General features: G+C 44.7%; 25 protein-coding genes and 2 pseudogenes. 11 read left to right on the forward strand and 16 right to left on the reverse strand.

The genetic code is table 11. From position 1 onward, the window contains the following. Positions 1 to 52: 52 nt before the first annotated feature. The 3 genes from NQ095_RS06645 to NQ095_RS06655 are packed head-to-tail and all read right to left on the reverse strand — an operon-like array spanning position 53 to position 2380. Positions 53 to 1123 carry a HAMP domain-containing sensor histidine kinase gene (locus NQ095_RS06645; RefSeq protein WP_258262692.1) on the reverse strand — a complete coding sequence of 357 codons (1071 nt, stop codon included), beginning with the start codon at positions 1121 to 1123 and terminating at the stop codon, positions 53 to 55. Then, complete coding sequence (locus NQ095_RS06650) at positions 1120 to 1806, reverse strand: response regulator transcription factor (protein WP_258262693.1); 687 nt, start codon at positions 1804 to 1806, stop codon at positions 1120 to 1122. The genes NQ095_RS06645 and NQ095_RS06650 overlap by 4 nt, the downstream gene beginning before the upstream one ends. Positions 1807 to 1822: 16 nt before the next feature. Next, entirely contained in the window at positions 1823 to 2380 is a 558-nt protein-coding gene (locus NQ095_RS06655) for a class I SAM-dependent methyltransferase (protein ID WP_258262694.1), read from the reverse strand. A 151-nt stretch (positions 2381 to 2531) separates the two neighbouring features. Here NQ095_RS06655 and NQ095_RS06660 point away from each other — a divergent pair, with 151 nt between their 5' ends. The 3 genes from NQ095_RS06660 to NQ095_RS06670 all read left to right on the forward strand — a co-directional run bounded on the left by NQ095_RS06660 (position 2532) and on the right by NQ095_RS06670 (position 3802). Continuing rightward, positions 2532 to 2777 carry a hypothetical protein gene (locus NQ095_RS06660; RefSeq protein WP_258262695.1) on the forward strand — a complete coding sequence of 82 codons (246 nt, stop codon included), beginning with the start codon at positions 2532 to 2534 and terminating at the stop codon, positions 2775 to 2777. Positions 2778 to 2788: 11 nt separating this feature from the next. After that, positions 2789 to 3262 (forward strand): GNAT family N-acetyltransferase, encoded by a 474-nt coding sequence (locus tag NQ095_RS06665; RefSeq protein WP_258262696.1) that lies wholly within the window; start codon positions 2789 to 2791, stop codon positions 3260 to 3262. Positions 3263 to 3340: 78 nt separating this feature from the next. Continuing rightward, positions 3341 to 3802 (forward strand): hypothetical protein, encoded by a 462-nt coding sequence (locus NQ095_RS06670; protein WP_258262697.1) that lies wholly within the window; start codon positions 3341 to 3343, stop codon positions 3800 to 3802. A 34-nt stretch (positions 3803 to 3836) separates the two neighbouring features. Here NQ095_RS06670 and NQ095_RS06675 read toward each other — a convergent pair whose 3' ends face one another. After that, entirely contained in the window at positions 3837 to 4169 is a 333-nt protein-coding gene (locus NQ095_RS06675) for an NIPSNAP family protein (RefSeq protein WP_258262698.1), read from the reverse strand. Positions 4170 to 4265: 96 nt separating this feature from the next. Next, positions 4266 to 5519 (reverse strand): MDR family MFS transporter, encoded by a 1254-nt coding sequence (locus NQ095_RS06680; RefSeq protein WP_258262699.1) that lies wholly within the window; start codon positions 5517 to 5519, stop codon positions 4266 to 4268. A 100-nt stretch (positions 5520 to 5619) separates the two neighbouring features. Between NQ095_RS06680 and NQ095_RS06685 the strand changes: the two genes are divergently transcribed. Together NQ095_RS06685 and NQ095_RS06690 are read left to right on the forward strand one after the other, a co-directional pair. Beyond that, positions 5620 to 7269 (forward strand): ABC transporter substrate-binding protein, encoded by a 1650-nt coding sequence (locus NQ095_RS06685; protein WP_258262700.1) that lies wholly within the window; start codon positions 5620 to 5622, stop codon positions 7267 to 7269. Positions 7270 to 7291: 22 nt separating this feature from the next. Beyond that, positions 7292 to 7639, forward strand: coding sequence for a hypothetical protein (locus NQ095_RS06690; RefSeq protein WP_258262701.1), 348 nt, complete (start codon positions 7292 to 7294; stop codon positions 7637 to 7639). Here the strand turns inward: NQ095_RS06690 and NQ095_RS06695 are convergent. Continuing rightward, positions 7587 to 8261, reverse strand: coding sequence for a hypothetical protein (locus tag NQ095_RS06695; protein WP_258262702.1), 675 nt, complete (start codon positions 8259 to 8261; stop codon positions 7587 to 7589). The two genes, NQ095_RS06690 and NQ095_RS06695, sit on opposite strands and share 53 nt — an antisense overlap. Positions 8262 to 8375: 114 nt before the next feature. Between NQ095_RS06695 and NQ095_RS06700 the strand changes: the two genes are divergently transcribed. After that, a complete protein-coding gene (locus tag NQ095_RS06700) occupies positions 8376 to 9260 on the forward strand; it encodes an ABC transporter permease subunit (RefSeq protein ID WP_258262703.1) in 885 nt (294 codons plus the stop codon). Next, entirely contained in the window at positions 9253 to 10266 is a 1014-nt protein-coding gene (locus NQ095_RS06705) for a hypothetical protein (protein WP_258262704.1), read from the forward strand. Before NQ095_RS06700 ends, NQ095_RS06705 begins: the two co-directional genes overlap by 8 nt. A gap of 143 nt (positions 10267 to 10409) precedes the next feature. On the opposite strand, the pseudogene NQ095_RS06710 reads toward NQ095_RS06705, so the two are convergent. The 4 genes and pseudogenes from NQ095_RS06710 to NQ095_RS06725 all read right to left on the reverse strand — a co-directional run bounded on the left by NQ095_RS06710 (position 10410) and on the right by NQ095_RS06725 (position 12409). Further along, positions 10410 to 10770 (reverse strand): annotated as a pseudogene (locus NQ095_RS06710) (Lrp/AsnC family transcriptional regulator). A 200-nt stretch (positions 10771 to 10970) separates the two neighbouring features. Further along, positions 10971 to 11330 carry a VOC family protein gene (locus tag NQ095_RS06715; protein ID WP_258262705.1) on the reverse strand — a complete coding sequence of 120 codons (360 nt, stop codon included), beginning with the start codon at positions 11328 to 11330 and terminating at the stop codon, positions 10971 to 10973. Positions 11331 to 11493: 163 nt separating this feature from the next. After that, positions 11494 to 12000: pseudogene (locus NQ095_RS06720) on the reverse strand (GNAT family N-acetyltransferase). Between the two features lie 16 nt (positions 12001 to 12016). Beyond that, complete coding sequence (locus tag NQ095_RS06725; RefSeq protein WP_258262706.1) at positions 12017 to 12409, reverse strand: hypothetical protein; 393 nt, start codon at positions 12407 to 12409, stop codon at positions 12017 to 12019. 344 nt (positions 12410 to 12753) lie between these two features. On the opposite strand from NQ095_RS06725, the gene NQ095_RS06730 reads away from it, so the two are divergent. Further along, positions 12754 to 13377, forward strand: a complete 624-nt coding sequence (locus NQ095_RS06730; RefSeq protein ID WP_258262707.1) for an HNH endonuclease family protein — start codon at positions 12754 to 12756, stop codon at positions 13375 to 13377. Between the two features lie 106 nt (positions 13378 to 13483). After that, positions 13484 to 13726, forward strand: a complete 243-nt coding sequence (locus tag NQ095_RS06735; RefSeq protein ID WP_258262708.1) for a hypothetical protein — start codon at positions 13484 to 13486, stop codon at positions 13724 to 13726. A 70-nt stretch (positions 13727 to 13796) separates the two neighbouring features. On the opposite strand, the gene NQ095_RS06740 is transcribed toward NQ095_RS06735, so the two are convergent. The 6 genes from NQ095_RS06740 to NQ095_RS06765 form a co-directional block, all read right to left on the reverse strand. Further along, positions 13797 to 14177, reverse strand: a complete 381-nt coding sequence (locus NQ095_RS06740; protein WP_258262709.1) for a VOC family protein — start codon at positions 14175 to 14177, stop codon at positions 13797 to 13799. A 31-nt stretch (positions 14178 to 14208) separates the two neighbouring features. Continuing rightward, on the reverse strand, positions 14209 to 14727 hold the full coding sequence (locus NQ095_RS06745; RefSeq protein ID WP_258262710.1) for an SRPBCC domain-containing protein: 519 nt from the start codon (positions 14725 to 14727) through the stop codon (positions 14209 to 14211). 597 nt (positions 14728 to 15324) lie between these two features. After that, positions 15325 to 15744 carry a DUF4181 domain-containing protein gene (locus NQ095_RS06750; protein ID WP_258262711.1) on the reverse strand — a complete coding sequence of 140 codons (420 nt, stop codon included), beginning with the start codon at positions 15742 to 15744 and terminating at the stop codon, positions 15325 to 15327. A 100-nt stretch (positions 15745 to 15844) separates the two neighbouring features. Next, positions 15845 to 16831, reverse strand: coding sequence for an HAAS signaling domain-containing protein (locus NQ095_RS06755; RefSeq protein WP_258262712.1), 987 nt, complete (start codon positions 16829 to 16831; stop codon positions 15845 to 15847). Then, a complete protein-coding gene (locus NQ095_RS06760) occupies positions 16828 to 17169 on the reverse strand; it encodes a PadR family transcriptional regulator (RefSeq protein WP_258262713.1) in 342 nt (113 codons plus the stop codon). Before NQ095_RS06760 ends, NQ095_RS06755 begins: the two co-directional genes overlap by 4 nt. Before the next feature lie 174 nt (positions 17170 to 17343). After that, positions 17344 to 17748 carry a DUF4181 domain-containing protein gene (locus NQ095_RS06765; RefSeq protein WP_258262714.1) on the reverse strand — a complete coding sequence of 135 codons (405 nt, stop codon included), beginning with the start codon at positions 17746 to 17748 and terminating at the stop codon, positions 17344 to 17346. A 209-nt stretch (positions 17749 to 17957) separates the two neighbouring features. On the opposite strand from NQ095_RS06765, the gene NQ095_RS06770 reads away from it, so the two are divergent. Then, positions 17958 to 18320: a VOC family protein gene (locus NQ095_RS06770; protein ID WP_258262715.1), complete on the forward strand. Its 363-nt coding sequence runs from the start codon at positions 17958 to 17960 to the stop codon at positions 18318 to 18320. A gap of 166 nt (positions 18321 to 18486) precedes the next feature. Beyond that, positions 18487 to 18669 carry a CsbD family protein gene (locus NQ095_RS06775; protein WP_258262716.1) on the forward strand — a complete coding sequence of 61 codons (183 nt, stop codon included), beginning with the start codon at positions 18487 to 18489 and terminating at the stop codon, positions 18667 to 18669. The last annotated feature ends 20 nt before the right edge of the window (positions 18670 to 18689 follow it).

Genomic DNA, 18689 nt, shown 5'->3' on the forward strand with positions numbered 1-18689 from the left:
CAAGAATTCATCGAGCAAAAAAAACGGCTTATGGAATCCAATCCACAAGCCGTTATGTTACCGGATGTTCCACGCTGAATGTGATCCATCCTCCCTTATATTCTGCACGGATGTGCCCGCCGTGTAATTCCACAATCCTCTTTGAGATTGCAAGGCCAAGGCCAGTGCCCCGGTGATTCCTTCTTGCCTTGTCCCCCGTATAAAATCGTTCAAACCACGCTTCCGGATCGGTCTCTGGAGGAAATTCTGTCCGGTTTGAAATCTTCAAGATGGCCAGTGAATCCTCCGCTTTCAATGAAATATGGATGTCAGAAGGTCTCAAGCTGTATTTCAGGGCGTTCATCAGCAGATTCTCATACACACGCACCATTTTTTCAACATCCATTCTGACTGGTATTTCTTTAGATGGAATGGACGTTACGACGGTTAACCGTTCTTTTTCAAACATGGGAATGGACTCTCCAATGAACTGCTCAAGCAGGCCGGTTAACTCCGTTTCCTGAACATCCAACTGAACGTCCGGACTTGATAAGTGGGTGTATTCGAAGAGTTCATTAATAAGGGATTCGAGACGCTTGGATTTACCGTACGACGTGTCAAGATAGTCTATAAGCTGATCATCCGAATAGTTCCCCTTTCTCAATAGATCCAAATAACCGATGATGGACGTCAAAGGCGAACGCAAATCGTGAGAAACATTCGTGATCAGTTCATTCTTCGACAGCTCCAACTGACGTTCATACTCAAACTTGCTTTCAAGCTCCGTTGACAGATAATTGATATTCTGAGCAAGTTTACTTAATTCATCACGCCCTTGTATATCAATGGTGAGTCCCAGCTTCCCATTGGCCATCTCATGGACAGAATCTGTAATCTGTTTCAGGTAGATCATTCTTTTCCGCACGAGTAATAAGAATGTCATGACAAATATGACAACCACAAGAATCAAGGCAAAGTTGTAGCCTGCCACACTGAATTCCGTTAAATAGTTTTGATTATAAAAATGAAAAAGACCCATGGAAATAAGGACCAGCACCCCATAAGCTAACAGAAAACTGATCCCCACTGCCGCAAGCAGCTTGACGAATAACGAATTCTTCAACCGGACACCCGTTTTCTTCATAGTTTATAGCCCACTCCCCACACGGTTTTGATATACACCGGACGTTTTGGGTCTTCCTCTATCTTCTCACGGATATTGGTGATGTGGACCATGACCGTGTTATCCGATTTGAAGAACGCTTCCTTCCAGACGCCTTCGTAGATTTGACTGACACTCAACACCTTGCCCCTGTTCCTCGCAAGGAGCTCCAAAATCGCGAATTCTTTCGGGGTTAGTCTTATCTCTTTCTCCCCTGCGAACACTTGACGTGTCCCCGTGTCTACAGTCAGATTCCCAATCTCCATCGTGCTTTGATTTCGTTCCGCACCACCATTGTATCTTCTGTAGCGCCTGAGCTGGGACTTCACGCGTGCGGTGAGCTCAAGGGGGTTAAAAGGTTTCGTCAAATAATCATCCGCACCGGAAGCGAGCCCCTGGATCTTGTCCATATCCTCTGATTTTGCCGACAGCATAATGATCGGCATATGACGCTCTTCCCTGATCTTCATGCAGGCTTCTATGCCACTCATTTGCGGCATCATCACATCGAGAATGACCAGGTCCACATCCTCTGTAGAAAGTAATTTCAAGGCATCCACCGCATATTCAGCCTGAACGGTTTTGATCCCTTCGTTCTCTAAATAGACAGAGATCAGATTTCGGATGTCTGGATCATCATCCACAACTAAGATTTTTGTGTTCATCTTTATCCCCTCACCTTTATTTTCGGCAGCATAACACATAAGCAGGCGGAACGTTCCGGTATTCAAGCTTCACGTCCATGTACCCGAAATATTGATCAAACAGCGTCCTTTTCAGAAGGCTGTACTGAAACGTAATAAAGAGCCCTTCTGCTTTCAACCATTTCCTTGTTTTATTTAAGATAGCATTCGAAACAGGCTTGGGCAAACTGGCAAAAGGCAATCCGGAGATGACATAGTCGATAGACTGGATCCCATAGGTTTTCAAGTAGTGATCGACCTTCTCTGCCGTATCGTTCAGGATAAGTAGATTCGGCTCTTTTTGATACTTTTCTTTTAACAAGTCATAAAACGCTTGATTACTCTCGAATACAAGGATGACGGTATCCGGCTTCCTGTACTTCAGGATTTTATCTGTAAACACACCCGTACCTGCCCCATACTCCACGATACATCGGGCGGTTTGGAAATCGACGGATTCCACCATCTTCTCAGCCAGATAGTCAGAACTCGGCAGCACAGCCCCAGTCTTTCTGGGAAATAACAGATATTGAAGAAAAAACGTGGTAGATTTCATATGCCATTCACTCCTTATTATGATGCTCTATAAGTAGAATAGTCGTGAAATCTTAAGAATCAGGGGTAGTATTTCTTAAGGTTTCTTAAGAAATAACAAGGAATTATATGGTAATATTAAATCAAATCTTATATAAGGAGCCATGACCATTTTGACAAAGGTACGAATATTTCTATTTCTCACAATCGCAATCTTCCTTTCTGCCTGTAATGGAAAAGAGATGAATCTGACGGATGGAGATAAACAGGTGACACAGCAGATCGATGACGTGATTCCTCAGTATATCGTCCAAAAGAACACCACCTCCTACTACGGCACAGAAAAGCAGTTTGAAGTCCATGAAATCTATGGGACTAGCGAAAAAATGAAAGCATGGCTCGAGAAGCAGGAATCCTAAGGGGGAAAACCATGGAACTGACAATCAGAAGAAGAAACCAGGAAGACATCAACGAATTCATAACGTGGACGTATGACGGAATCTATTCGTTTTATGATAACAATAGCCAAAAAGAAAAAATCGACGGCTTGAAAGAAAGCGTCCATTTGGAACGAGCCTTTTCAGTCGTGGATGAGAATGAAAATCTTGTAGGAAATTGTGAGTTTTATGATGTAGAAGAAGACGGGAAAAACATACTGGTCCTCGGCGTTCAGATGAACCCTGCCATGACAGGTAAGGGAAACGGTTCAGCCTTTGTGAAAGCGATCATCGAACAGGGACGTGAACGGCTGAAGTTCACTCACTTGGAATTGGCCGTTGCGGATTTTAATGAACGGGCGATCCGGGTGTATGAGAAAGAGGGATTCTGGAAGAGAGATGAATTCAAGAACGATATCAGGGGGCAGACCTACCGTTTTATCATTATGGCGAAGAAATGGGAGTAAGGTGAGTCTATACAAAGTCCACTCCTGAAGGTGAAATAAGGAAAAGGAAACGGAATAAGAAATGAGGTTACGATTATAGTGAAAAGCCTACTGGCAAGTCTCGTCTTCCTTCTATCTGGACTAACTGGCTGTTCTGATAGTGAGCGAGTGGCTACAATTGATCATAAAGAAAAAGCAACTGCCCTATTCATTCAAAAAATCGAAAACAATACTTCCACCGAAGAGTTGACCAAGGATGTACTTGATCAAGATCAAATCAAAGAGGTATTGAGGAAGATAGAAGGTCTTAAAGTAAAAAAAATCCGTTCGGAACAAATGATGGATAAAATGAGGTCATCCAACACGTATATGTTCGTCTTTTCTGAAAGTAATGAAACAGAATTGGGTAAAGCAGCACCATTCGCATTTAATGTGTTGGAAGATGGGACATTCTTTTTTTCCTATAGTGAATTTAATTCCCCTCAAGAACCAAGGATGTCAGTTGAACGGCATGAAGAACTGCTTGATGACTTGAAGCAGTTGCTGGAAATTGAGTTTTAGAAGGGGGGCAGCCACAAAGCCTGCCCCCATTTCCTCACGTCACAGTAGAATCAATAAAATCCTGATCGATGTGATAAAAGTGTTCTTTCAGGTTTTCTCTTCCTCCCCATTTTCCGAACCAATCCTGCACCCGTTTCACGTGTGCTTCGTCACCTCTGACGTTGGCTTCGATTCTCTCATACTCTTCATAGCTATCATATTCCCATATCGCAAACACTTCGACTTCATCGGCATGTTGCGTCATCCATCTTCCCACCAATCTGGAACCGTATTTCAGCTGGGTCGGTAACAGCGTTTTGTTAAAATGCAGGTTGAAATCGTCTATAATACGCGGGGAAACCCGGTACATTTTTCTGCGGTAGATCATGAATCTTCCTCTCCTTTTCCTTTTTTAGACTGAGGGACGGACCTTCCACCCCTCGCTTTGGATGGAACGATTTCAAGATTTGGAGGTCCGTCCCTCTTACTTCCCTTCACTTACACCCAATACTTTCGCTTTCACCCAGCTTCCGCCAAATAGTCCCGTGTAAACCAGAACGGTACCCAGCATGACGATGAAGCCGATATAGACACTCATCATGGTCGGCATCAGGAAGGCTCCGATGATGATGGTGGATCGTGCCACGAGGTCCGCTCCGCTGAAGGACAGGTTGGAGAAAGCGGAGTAAGAGCCACGTTTGTCGCTTGGGATCATGTTCGCCTGTTCTGCGTTGCGGATCGGGGAGTAGATCAGCTCCCCCATTGTCGCAATCAGGTTGAAAGCGATCAGGACGTACCATGTGTTGGCGGATGTGACAGTCACATAGCCGATGCCGTACAGGATGAGCCCGATCAGGAGAGCGTTCTTCTTGTTCAGGCGATCGGTGTAGCGGTTAATGATGAACGTGAGGCATACGACGAGCATCATGTTCTCGATGTTCAGGATACTGAGCATTCTCACCCCGACAATTTCAAAACTTCCGATGTTCACTGCCTTGAATGTTTCTGCCAGGCGGATTCCGATATAGCTGTTCAGGGAAAATTCCGCCGCGAAGATGAAGGTGGAACCGGCCACCACTTTTACGAATGCCGAATCCCTGAAGGCAATCCGGTAATTGTTGACGAGATCGATGAACACATTCTCGTGCTTTTTCTGAAGCTGGTCCTTGAAATTGTCCTGAAGCCAGATGCCATACGCAACGGGAATCGTCGTCGACGTGAAGGTCAGCATCATGAACAATTCGGTTTGGTGATTCAAGTACAGCAGTCCACCGAGTGCCGCACCGATCGCCATGGACAGATTGACGAGCCAGTAATCCAGAGCATACACCGCTTTCCGGTTCTCCGGCGTCGTCGAGTCGATGATGATCGCATGCATCGCCGGACGGCCAAGGCTGCTTGTGATAATAAATCCAATATACGCACCTGCGAACAGCAGGATCAAATTATCTTCCGGAAAAAGACTGGCCGTCATAATGAAAAAGAACAACGCGTTTAACCACGACGTCGTCAGCAGAACCTTTTTCCGTGGAAAGCGGTCGGAAATATATCCCCCGACCAGATTGACACAAAATCCGATCACCACGGTGGCGATGAGGAAGATCCCTGCCCAGATTTTATTCAGTTCCTGTGCAAAGAACAGTGCCATGAATGGCATGACGGCGGATGAAACAGCACGATTAAAGAATGACGTGATCATCCGTACTTTTATATTTTGAGGTAATTCCTTCCACTTCATGTTGTTCCCCCTCCTCTATTTACTGTATAGTAAACTAGACGGAACATTATAAAAATAGACACTTTTCAAATTGATGTCCCCTTTTAGGAGGAGAACCATTATGGAGAACAAATTACTTACCCTTTGGAGGTACTATCCCTCCGGCAGCATCCGCGTGGAGGAGATCTCTGAGACCCTTCAATTAAGCCATAAACAGACAACCCGCTATTTGAAAAAATGGAATGAAGAAGGCTGGATCGCCTTCACCCCCGGCCGCGGACGTGGGAATGTCTCGACCCTCCAGTGGAAGAAAGATGTAGAGGAAGAGTTTGAAGAAGAAGTCGTGAAGCTGATGGATAAAGAACCGATTGATGAGAGCAGCAAGTATCTCATGTACAACTGGTCCACTGACAGCAAGATGAGGCTGATGAATCATTTTCACAGTAAGCTCGGGTTCGTGAAGGAATCCAAGGATAAGCTGATCGTGCCGAAGCGGTATCCCTTTTTCTCGATCCACCCGTTGGAGGCGGCGGACGTCATGAGCGCCCATTTGGTGGCGAACGTCTTTAACCGCCTCGTCTCCATCACGGATAAAGGGGATATCCTCCCGGAACTTGCACACAGCTGGGATGCTTCCTCTAGTAGACTGCGACTTTATTTAAAAAAGGATGTCCGGTTCCACGACGGCTCCATCCTCACCGCCAAAGATGTCGTCCACTGTCTCGAACAACTCAGGACCTGCCATCATTATCACGAACTATGGGAACCAATCGAAAGAATCGAAGTCAAGGCACCACTCATCATCGACATCCACCACCCTGGAGGCTGCAGCTACATCCTCCCCATGCTCACCATGATGTGCGCGAGCATCTATAAAGAAAATAAGGGACGGACCTTCGGGACAGGATGCTTTGCACTTGAAGAAAACACCGATTCCAAGACGACTCTTGTTGCTTTTAAAGAACACTTCCAGGAAAGACCTCTATTAGATGCCGTCGAATTCGTCCAGGTCCCGAAAGACTTCAAAGGAATCTACCATTCTCATATTGAGGAAAATCAATCGTCTTCCGTTGAAGTCGAGAGTGACTCGGGATTCGGGATTGTTGTCATCAACGCCGTCCCTGGACGGGATTCACAGATTCAGAGAAAAAACGTACGTGATTATCTGCACTGGGTAATCGCGAAGAACCGCCACAGTCTTCGTGACCTCGATCCACGTCTTACACCGAATGGGAAGAGCGTCCTTATCGGCCAGGATCAGGCTATGGTTATTAATGAGATTGAACGTCCCCTGTTCACCGAACCGATCGTGATCCGCTGTGCCAACCATACAGCGAAAACAACCGAATGGCTCGTGGAGATGTTTGAAAAAGAAGGTATTCCCGTCGAACTTCAGTGGTTCTCCTTCGCAGATACACTGACGAGGCAGCCGGAGACCTTGCATGTAGACCTGTTCGTTCATGGGGAGATTTTCGAATCCAACCAGGCTTTCTCGTTCTATCATTTTTTGAAAAACGGATATTCACCTCTCTATTCCCTTTTTGAAAAAGAAGAGTGGAAAGCGCATTTAGAGGAATTTCGTCACACACCATTTGCGGACTGGACCGAGTTGAATATGAAGCTGGAGAATAAGCTGATGAAAGAGTCGATCATGATCCCACTTTATTATGAGAAACGCTACATCCCTTTTTCCACCGACATTATGAATATCGAAATCAAGCATTTCGGCTATGTAGACTTTTCGAAACTGTGGGTGCGGCCGGAGGTGTGAGGGAAGCGGGGGGACGGTTCTTGTGCTTCGCTTTTCAGCCGGAGGTAAGCCATGGGGACGGGTCCCGTGGCTTATTTTCAAGAACATGTTTCACCGGCTCGAAGTATTAGAGTTCATCTGCCCTCTTTCTTTTGAACCTCAAACCACATTCGGTAAGATATTTACGATGATCTATATTTTCGGCGGAAACGGTGTATTCATCGGAATGATCGGATATGTTGCGTATGCCATGATACAGAAACCGGACAAACAAAAAAGGAATGCTGAGAGTGATAGCATTCCTTTTATATTTGGAAGCACGAGAACCGTCCCCATGCTCACTCAAACTCCAACGTCACTCCGTCCCCATTCTTTTCATCGGCTTTCATGATGTTGACGGTTTGGATGTATCCCTTTACCGGGTCATCCCCATGTACCATGGAGGCATCGGGATCGGCTTCCTTTATCACCTGGAGTCCGGCCAGTTCATCCAGACTGCCCGCTTGTTCGATCAATTGCTGCTTGATCTTTTCCTCTTGTCCTTCTGGCTCAAAGGTCAATTCAAATCGGTAGCGGGTCGATAAATCAGGTCTGTAGTATGTTTTCTCCTTGAGCGATCCGTCTTCTTCAACCGAAGGTCCGATCCCCACCGTGTTCGCAGGCACTTCATTCAGAGTCCCAGCGGTTTTTTCCTTAATTTCTTCCGCCGTTGCATTTCCCTTATATGGAATTAAATTAATCTTTAAATATGTATCAGGCGGAAGGTCCGTTTTCCCTGATAACACCATATTCTCCCCATCCAATGTTAGAGTCGCATCAATCTTGAACGCAGGTTCTTCAGGCTCTTCCTGCACGACTTCCTCCTGCTCCTGCACGTCCGCTTTTTGACGGTGTTCTTTTTGGATTTCCTTTTGCTCCGCGTTTTGGGCGAATGGATCAAAGACTACCCTGCAGCCGGAAAGGAACAGACAGGATGAAATGAATAGTATAAAAACAAAAAGATTACGATACATTTTTAGATCACCTTCGACAATATTTTCTGAATAGTGTTTACTATTGAATTTCTTTATTGTACCATTTATATAGTAAAAATTGTAATTTTTCTAGAATAAGGCAGGGGAATTTCTATGAATAAAGTATTACGCACGCCTGTTCATTTTGTGATCGTGTTCATCGGTTTGTTTTTACTCAGCGGAATCAGCGCTTTATTAGATTATGATACAGAGCTCGTCATCAATGTGGGAGCATATGGGTTACGATTATGGCAGACGATTCTCGAACTCACTTCCCCTTCTTCCATCATGGTCCAATGGGGGGTCGATAATAAACAATACGGGATGTTCGACATTTTTTTCAGCACCTATCCCTATTCGTTCACCATCCTGTTCATCTCTTTTGTGGCCGCCATCCTGATTTCGGTTATCACAAGTTACCTGATGATGCTCATGCCAAGAAAGCTTTACCGTGCTTCAGAAAAAGTGGTCAACGTTCTTGATGGAATCCCGGATGTATTCCTCGTCGTATTATTCCAGCTGTTTATCATTTGGTTGTTCAAAAAAACGGACTTCCTCTTATTTGACATCTATACGACCGGGGAGGAAAAGATCTATACGCTGCCAGTCATTTGCCTTTCGTTCCTTCCCGTGGTGTTTTTAGTAAAACAATTCTTATTCCAGCTGAAGGAAGAAGAAAATAAACCTTATGTAGAATTCTCCTATTCAAAAGGGTTCAAAAAGAGCTATACGATCTGGTTTCATGTATTCCGAAATGTGTGGATTCACTTCTTCCTGCATTTGAAGCCGATCTTTCTGCTCATGCTTTCGAATCTTCTTGTCATTGAGATTTTATTTAATATCAAAGGCTTCATGACGGTCCTGCTCGAAACGGCCACATCGTCATCGCCTGCCTTTTTCATTGGGATGCTTCTGATCTTCGTCCCGTTCTACATCGTATTTACGATCGGTTCCTTACTGTTGAAAAAATGGCTGAAAGGGGGAGAATACCATGTCTAAGCCGCTCATCAAACGACTGGCTTTCCCCGTGTTGATCATTGTGGGTCTGCTTGTGGCAAGCTTCCTGATTCCCGTTCTGAATCCTGATTATGAGGAAATCACCCAATATTTATCGGATGAAAACAATAAGGTAATAGCCGCACCGCCTTTCACGCCTGAAGAAATGCCGCTTCTCGGCAGTGATCGATTGGGCAGGAACTTCCTCTTACTCCTGATGGCCGGTGCGAAATTCACGATTTTCGCAGCCCTTGTCATTGCTGCCCTCAGGATGATCTTTGGATTTGGATTCGCCCTTCTTTACACGTTTCTGCCGGGTTCATTCACACGCCCATTGAAAGGGTTGGGAGAATCGTTTCAGTACCTTCCCCTTGCGATTGTGGTGTTTGGACTGCTGGCACCGATAGAAGGAGCTTTTCAAGTAGGAGCACTTCCCTCCGGCCGCTACTTCATCATCCAGCTTGCCGGGATCGCAGTCATCACCATCCCGTCTCTCGGAATCTATCTGGGGGAAGAAATGAAGCTCTTTATGAAGCAGGAATTTGTCGATGTCTCGAAGACCATGGGAGCAAGCCGTTTTCATCTCATACGAAAACATCTCCTGCCCCAATTTCTTCGACACTCGATCGTGTTGTTTTCCGAGCAGGTATCACAAGCCCTATCCCTGCTCATTCAGCTCGGCATCATCTTAATGGCCCTTGGCGGAATGAAAGTGGCGGAATTCGCCATCGGTCCATTTGAACCAAGCAACCCGGTCTATTTTTCGGAAACCAACGAATGGGCTGCCACCATCAGCATGAACATCCAGCAAGTGTTCTCCACCCCCATGCTCGTGGTTGTGCCGTTGATCCTGTTCTCTATCCTGATCCTGAGCATTAATTCCATCAGCTCTACGTTAAAGAAGGCGTTGATTGATAGTGATCTGCCATTGAAACAAAAGATAAAAGAAGAGAAGAAATCAACCGAACGAGCAGTTCGTTCTGAGGAATTGTTTACGTTTAAGGGGTGAAGCATGGGGAAGCATTGTTTAAACCTATCTTCTAATACTCTGAAAAGGCAATGGCCAAAAATTCAGCCATTGCCTTTTCATGTTCAGATAATCTTCCCTCTCACCGATGAAGAAAGATTCATCATCGTATACGGTTTTCCGTACTACATGGATGCATCAATAAATGCTTCCAACAACCGATTATCTTCAGTGATCACCTTCATAAGGTAGCTGTATTCCCCAGTAAGCCTGTGACATTCCACAACGTGTGGATGCTCTTTGCAAAAGGCTCTGAAGGCTTTACACCGATGGGTTTTCATTAATACAAAAGCTTTAACCGGTTTGTTCACCTTTTCGGGATTAATGATGGCTTTGTACCCCTCTATGACTCCCTGCTCTTCCAGCTTCCTTACTCTCTCTGTGACGGCAGGAACGGAAATAGAGATTTCCTTCCCCCAATTCAGTCATTGATATCCTTCCGTTCACTTGTAAAACGTCCAATATATGAAGGTTTATGTTATCCACGATTCTCCACCTTCAGACTTAATGTAAACACCCATCATTTCCTTAATAATTTAAGAAAAACAGTTAAAACCCCTAAGAAATAGCCTGTAAACAGGGTCTTTTTTTCAATAAGATAATAGTAAGTCATAGTGAAAAGGGGGTTGGTTACTTGTTCCCTGCTACGAAAGTGGGGTCAGGCAACCTTCCCTATATGTAAGACATTAGCTTCCAAGGATCACAAAGATAGTGTCCTCCGGGCTTTTCATGACGGCTACGTGCCCTCCTAAAGCATTTGGAAATGGCGTGCGAATCCACTTTATTTCTGGATTACTTCTGAATCTTTCATAAAAATCCCTCACATCTTCCACCATGATCTCTGTTTCAGCGAATGTTACATTCGGATTGTTCTTTAAAACCAGCTCTGCATCCCCACCAGGAAACCTCATTCCTACCAATTTCCATTTTTCTTGCTCGTCTTGATAGGTTTCCCAAGCTTTGGTGAGACCCATCGATTGATAGAATGTCACGGACTTCTCTAGATTCTCGGTATAAATGGCAAGGCATTCGATTCTTTTCCACATAGCAGTTCCCCCTCAATCATCATTCGATTATAGGCTTATTATATAGAATGACACTATGTGGAGCCTGTCTTTTTTTGACATGGAAAGACAGGTAAGCATGGGGACGGTTCTAGTGCTCCTTTTTTGAGTAAAGAAGAAGCAGCAGAACCGTCCCCATGCTCCCTCAAATGAAACGGACATACCTCAACGACCGATACTCCCCCTCCTCATTCCCATAAACAGGCTGCTCGCTTTCATATACAAACCCTCTCGCTTCATAGAAAGGAATCCCTTTCTCGTTCCCTTTTTGTACAGACACCCACTGCTTCCCAGCATGGAATTCTTCCTTCTGCTGCTGGGTGATGGCATCCAGCAATCGGGTACCAATCCCTTCATTGCGCCTCAAAGGATCCAGGTATAAGACATACAGTTCTCCCTCAGTATCATTAATCATCCCGCCTCCACCAGCACCAATGACCTCATCGTTTTCAATCGCGACAAAATAGCCACCCCACTCCCGGTCCGATGTGGTCACTTCTTTCAGGATTCGTTCTTCGTTATAAAATTCTTCTATCACTCACTCAATATATTCTTTTGCATATATATCGCGGTATGTTGCCCAATTCCCATCGGAACAGACTTTTTTTATCCCTTTTACATGGCTCTGGTTAGCTTTCTGGATATGTATCAAGGTTCATCCTCCATTTTCACTTTGATAAAAGCTGAATGATTGTATCCGTTTGTTTCTGATTGACCTTAAAATAATGTTCACTGCTATCACTTGAAATCAACGTTTTATTTATATCGAATCCTTCGTGAAGGTATAAAATTTCCTCCGTCTCTTTATATTCCAATTTAATTTTGTATGTAGGCTCTACTGCCAGTTTATAATGCAAATTGGATATTTTATTCGATCGATTAAGAATTCCAGTGACGGTTGAGATGACTTCATGGTCGGTAACCTTTTCAGCATCGTCAAATGTTCTATCATATTCTTGTATGGTCATACTCTTCACGCCGGAAAAACCGTTGTACAACACGGAATAACTTATCCACCCAAATACAATGACAAAAAGGACAGGCAGACAGATTCTTTTCATTGTACCCCCCTCCCATTATCCAATTATTTCAAATTACCTCTATTATATCTACACATTTCTTCAACTAGTCATTACGTAACACAAATCTCTCACTCCTGATGAAGATATGATTCTGAAGGTACAGGCATAAAGATTCATCTTTCTAATGAGACCCTGATTTACAAAATATTAACTTGTTAGAAGCTTATTCCATCCCCTATCATTTTAAGTAGAAGCGAACACAACTCATGCCAAGTCCTCATGTCAAAATCATTTCTCACTGCCTACATTGTTTTGCTATTAACATATCATTCTCCCAGGGAATGATATGTTGATATAAAAAAATACATACAGGAGGCATTCCCATGCTAAAGAAATCCATGTTGTTTGTTGTTGCACTACTTCTCTCGTTCGCTTTATTCCTGCCCTCTGCACTGGCATTCCCACCCGGCACACCGTCCAAGTCCACGGCCCAATCACAGTTGAACGCGTTGACGGTGAAAACGGAAGGTTCTATGACCGGCTACTCCCGTGATAAGTTCCCCCATTGGATCGGCCAGGGGAGCGGATGTGATGCACGCCAGCTCGTCTTGCAGCGTGACGCTGATAGCTACAGTGGCAGCTGCCCTGTGACATCCGGTTCATGGTACAGTTATTACGACGGGGTCACATTCACCGATCCATCCGATCTTGATATCGATCACGTTGTTCCTCTTGCGGAAGCATGGCGCTCCGGAGCCAGCAGCTGGACGACGGCAAAGCGCGAAGACTTCGCCAACGATTTGAGCGGTCCACAACTGATTGCCGTCAGCGCAAGCTCCAACCGCTCCAAAGGAGACCAGGACCCATCCACATGGCAGCCACCGCGTACTGCCGCAGCCTGCGGTTACTCGAAATGGTGGATCAGCACGAAATACAAATGGGGCCTAAGCCTCCAATCTTCAGAAAAAACCGCCCTTCAAGGCATGCTCAACAGCTGCATTTACTGAATGAGAGGGAAGCACGGGGACGGTTCTCGTGCTTCCTTTTTTGCTCAATAGGAAGCAGAAGAACCGTCCCCGTGCTTCCAACTATCACAAAAACGGAGGGATACATATGGAAAAGAAATCAACTGTTTTTACTGCAACCCACGGAGTCATGACGTCTGAAGTCGGGGTGATCAGTGGAGAACTTGAGCTGGTGACGACTTGTGACGAGGATGGTGCACTTACGCTATCGATCACATACGTCGGGGCGGAGGAATGGTATTCACTGCCCGGTGAGGAGTATCGCCTGCATGATGTGCGGGATCATGAGGTTGTGCATAAGATGCTTGCTGCTGTGTTGGAGCGGCCATAAAAAGAAGCACGGGGACGGTTCCCGTGCTTCCTTTTTCGGATGAGATGAAGCAACAGAACCGTCCCCGTGCCTACTTTTTCTCCATCACCGCAAAATAATTTTCTTCGTGATCGGCAAAGTTGAATACCCTTCCCCCGGGCATTTCAACGATCTCCCCTACCTTGATCTTTTTATTGGATAAACCGGTATATAATTCATCAAACTGATGGGTGAAAAACATTAAGGAAGGTGTGCCCAGATTGAGGCCGGGTGACATCTTCGCCACGAATTCCTTATTGTGCAGAACGATGCTTGTTTCGGCATCCTTCGTTGGTGCCACTTCAATCCATCTCATTCCTTGGCCGTTATCTTCCTCAGCCTTAACTGTAAATCCTACTGTTTCCGTCCAAAAGTCCACTGCCTCATCTTGGTTATTCACATACAACATAATTTGACCGACTTTAGTAATCATTGATTCTCCACTCCTCTAACATTCGTTCATGTTATTTTAGCAACTGAAGAGATTCTTCCAAGCGATCCCACGTTTCCGTGATCCCTTGTTCCATCCCCATATCCATCACGGTCTTAAGGGCTTCTTCAGATGAATATTCAGAACGGCTGATCAGCTTCGTCTGACTTCCCATGTCGATGAATTCCATCGTCACATCCGTTGCCGGCATGTCTTCATTCGTATGGCCTTCCGCATCTGAGAAAACATCCACGTAGACGATTTTCTCCGGTTCGATGATTTCTTTATACATCCCTTTCCCCCAGGATTCCATCCCGTAGAATTGTCCCTGTCCCCGGTCCGCGCACTTCATACAGTAATGCCAGACACCTCCAGGCCGGAAATCCATATTGCACACTGGGAGCTCCCAGCCTCTTGGTCCCCACCAAGTCTTAAGATGCTCGGGTTCTTTGAACATGTTAAACACCAGATCACGCGGTGCATCGAAGACTCTCTCCAGCACAAGTACCCGGTTATCTTCCACTCTGGAAAGCATTTTATTGTTGTTGGACATGTCGTTTCCTCCTCATTTTTTATACGTTGAATGACCGTATGTGAAGACGTGGGTAAGCCCTTTTTAAAAAAAGCATTTGATTGTAGTATTCTTCATAGAATCTCTAACTCCTTCTTCCTTGATTCCGATTCTCGGGAAGCAAGGGGACGGTTCTCATGCTTCCATTTTTAATTGAGAAGGAGCCATGGTGACAGGTCCCTCAGCTTATTTGTCCCACTTTCATCTGCTTTTCACCAGAAAAAGACGGGTGTCGGCTGCCGGATGTGGAGTGAAATACCTAAAAGGAATTCAGTCGGCTGCGGAATTGATCCGGATTGAACCACATTTAATCCTCATGGGCTTGCCATATTCATCTTTCCAGTAGAAATTGAGCATATTATCCATAGGAGGTGATAGGATGCCCGACAAAAAGAAACCATCCAAAGAAACCGAAAAACCCGATAAAACCGAGCGACACAATGATAACGCCAGAGCCGCTGCCTCACTGGAACCCGAAGCCCCAAGGATTAGTACAGACAATCTTTAAGGGAAGCAAAGGGACGGTTCTCGTGCTTCCTTTTTCAATAAAAAAGAAGCAGCAGAACCGTCCCTATGCTCTTAGAATGAATGGTTTAAAAAACTAATTCCCACTGATAATAACAAGATTAATAGACCAAAACCGAAACTTGTTTCCATTACGGTATATTTATATTCACGTTTATCCTCAACATATTTCCATTCCATATAGGCTTTCAAGAATGAACCGCTGATGAGAAGGAGCAGCATGTATGAGTAAGGATTTTGGTACCAGTGCTTAAAATCAAAAAATACATCGATAATAACACAAGAGAACAAGGCGACCATCATGATTCTCCTGTGCATGGTATCCGCTTTTTCATGTGGTTCATTGATGATATGATGGGAAAATATTTTCCTTTTGCTCACTCCGAGCCAACTGCTTATCCCGCGGTGGAATGTGTACATCAATAATAGGTATATCAGTATGATGAGAATTATTTTCAGGAAGAAGAGTCCCATCTTCCTCCCCCTTTCTGAAAAAGATTTTTTAAAACCATACACTAGACGTTACGTTGGTATGTCCGCTGCAGAAAAAGAAGCAACAGAACCGTCCCCATGCTCATTTATAGGCTTTTTTAAATCCATCGTAACTGTTGATCACCGCTGCGACTAGTAACCCAACAGATATGGTCAGGTAGAGCCACTGGAAGTTGAAGGAGCCGTTGAACAGTTCCTGTATTCGATCTGTGAATCCGGCATTCAGCAACTCCATATTTCTGAACATGAACATAAAGGCTAGAACAGGAATGAACTGATAGACTGCATTCACGATCGCAAGCTTCCTGGTCCAGACCCCCACTGTCCATTTTCTAAAAAGCAGGTGAAGTTCCAAGCCGATCAGGAACACGATCAACGGCCAATACCCGATGAGCACTTCCTGATTAAAGAGCGGAGTGAATTCTCTTCCGCTGTCAGTCTTTTCATACAATCCGACGATACTTGACGCTTTAAAGTAACCGGTTGACCAAATGATCGTCCAGGCCAAGCCCCCGAAAATCTCAAACTTGGAAATTCGTTTTTCTTTCGGGATATACGGGATGTCTTTCAAGTCATCAGGCGTCCACTCTTTCCCTTTCATAGTGATGGGAAGCTGACTGTGGGTTGAAACGGTCCGCTCGATGACGGCAAAGGTGAGGGTCACCCAAAAGAAGACCTGCATGGCTGTTCCGATTGCCTCGCCCAGCCCATTTCCTGCGATAGACAAGAAGACCTCGATGGGACTTGATTCCCCTGAATAGCCCAGGACAGATGAAACGGCGAACACAATGAACGTAATCGCTACAGAAATCGGGAGAATGATCTTCAAGAGCGTCACATACAGGTCATAATATCTTGGCCCGATCAGGTGCATCGGCCTGTCTTGATAATTCGAGGCAAGCACAGCCGGATTCCCGAGTGAAGTCAGGACCTCTCTGACATCATCCTCTGTATAATCCTCCGGCAACATATCTTCAATCGTGGATTTCAACTCCAAGGCAATATCGTCCCGGTTCTTCTCCGGCAGCCTTCTCATCACTTCTTGAATATAGAGTTCAACAAGCTTCATCCTTCCTCATCCCCTTTTAATAAACTGGCCAATTCCCCGGACATCTTTTCCCATTCGGTCTGTAACTGTCCTAAGATCTCAGTGCCGTATTCGCTCAGCACATAATATCTCCTCGGCCTGCTTTCCGTACGGTCCCAGCTGCTTGTGACCAGTTCCTGTTTCTCCAACCGGCGCAGCAGTGGATAAAGTGTACTCTGCTCCATCGAAATTCCGCTTTTCTCCAGTAGTTGGACGAGTGAATATCCATACTGCGGTGTCCGCAATTGACTTAATACGGCCAGGGTCAATGTCCCCCTCCGCAGCTCCGTCGTCAAGGATGTCAGCAGTGACTTATCCATATATTCACCTCTTTGATTGATCTATACTATGTGTCGTACACTATATGCTTTATACTATGTATCATACACTATGGACGTGCAAAAAAGAAAGATATTTTTTCAAGGAAGCAAAGGGACGGTTCTCGTGCTTCCTTTTTGATAAAAAAAGAAGCAACAGAACCGTCCCCGTGCTTCCTAAAAAGAACCCAGCAATCCCATTTGAACAACTGTAACTACGGCTGTCAGCACTAGGAACAGTTCAGTTAACGTTAAGATCGCCTGCTTAGGGATTTCACTATATCTATACTCAAAGAATGCTTTCACACCATATTCCAACATGGCGGAAAAAATCATTCCCAGTATCAACAAGTAATCAAAAGCCTCATTTTCAATCTGAACGAAAATGAGTATAACGAGGGAGATCCCGGTCGTACGCCTCACCCATTTGTCTACTTTACGATGCAACTCATTAATATAATGATTAGAAAAGAACTCCTTCTTTACTTTCTCAATCTTAAACGTTTTTCGTAGAATGAATGTAACAAATGAAATAAGTGCAAACATAATTATCATAATGAAGACAAATTTCAACCAAAACATTCAGCACACCCCTGTTTATCTATTTGACGATTTTCAAATAATGAAGTTTTCAATGACCTTCCTTTCCAAATAGCATATTTATCCATAATAAGTAAATCTTATCACACATCATAAAGTAATCGTCATTTACTTATTAAAATGGGAGAGCTAGGATTGGATTAAGGTTATATTCACCGGTATAAGTTCGACTCACATTAGGGGGAGATTCGATGATTCTAGGTTTACACCACGTCCAGATCACCATTCCAAAAGGTTCTGAAAAAGAAGGGAAGGACTTCTATTGCGGCATTCTCGGATTACCTGAAGTGGATAAACCCGGCTCATTAAAAGGCCGGGGTGGATTTTGGCTGAAGGTTGGAGATAGAGATGTTCACGTCGGCACGGAAAACGGGGTCGACCGTTCCAAAACGAAAGCCCATTTAGCTTACCAGGTCGATGATATTTCAACTTGGAGAAACATGTTGGAGAAGCATAACATTGAAATCCTTGAAGGGATACCGATACCCGGATTCGAACGGTTTGAATTCAGGGACCCTTTCGGAAATCGGGTGGAAATGATCCAAGCAGTTTGAGAAGCAGGGGGAGAACCATTTCCTCCGCTTTTTTTATAAAAAGTTAAATCGTAACCGTACCCAATCACCAAATTCCCACTATTTCCCGACTGCCTTTTGGTTTATTTTCACTCCCATTGGATATTGAATAATAAGATTTAAAACTATAGAAATGAGGTAGTGAAAAATGAGCGAAAATCATGATCAAGTAAAGGGAAAGCGAAACCAGGCAAAGGGCGATTTGAAGAAAGGTTTAGGGAAATTGACAAACGACGACTCTACGATTGCAGAAGGCGAACGCGACAAAGATAAAGGGAAGATTCAAGAAAAAGTTGGAGATGTGAAGGAATCCGTTAAAAAGAGTTGGTAACGCAGTCCGGAAGCGCGGGA

The organism is Rossellomorea sp. SC111, assembly GCF_024733565.1.
In the GTDB taxonomy this organism is placed as follows: Bacteria; Bacillota; Bacilli; order Bacillales; family Bacillaceae_B; genus Rossellomorea.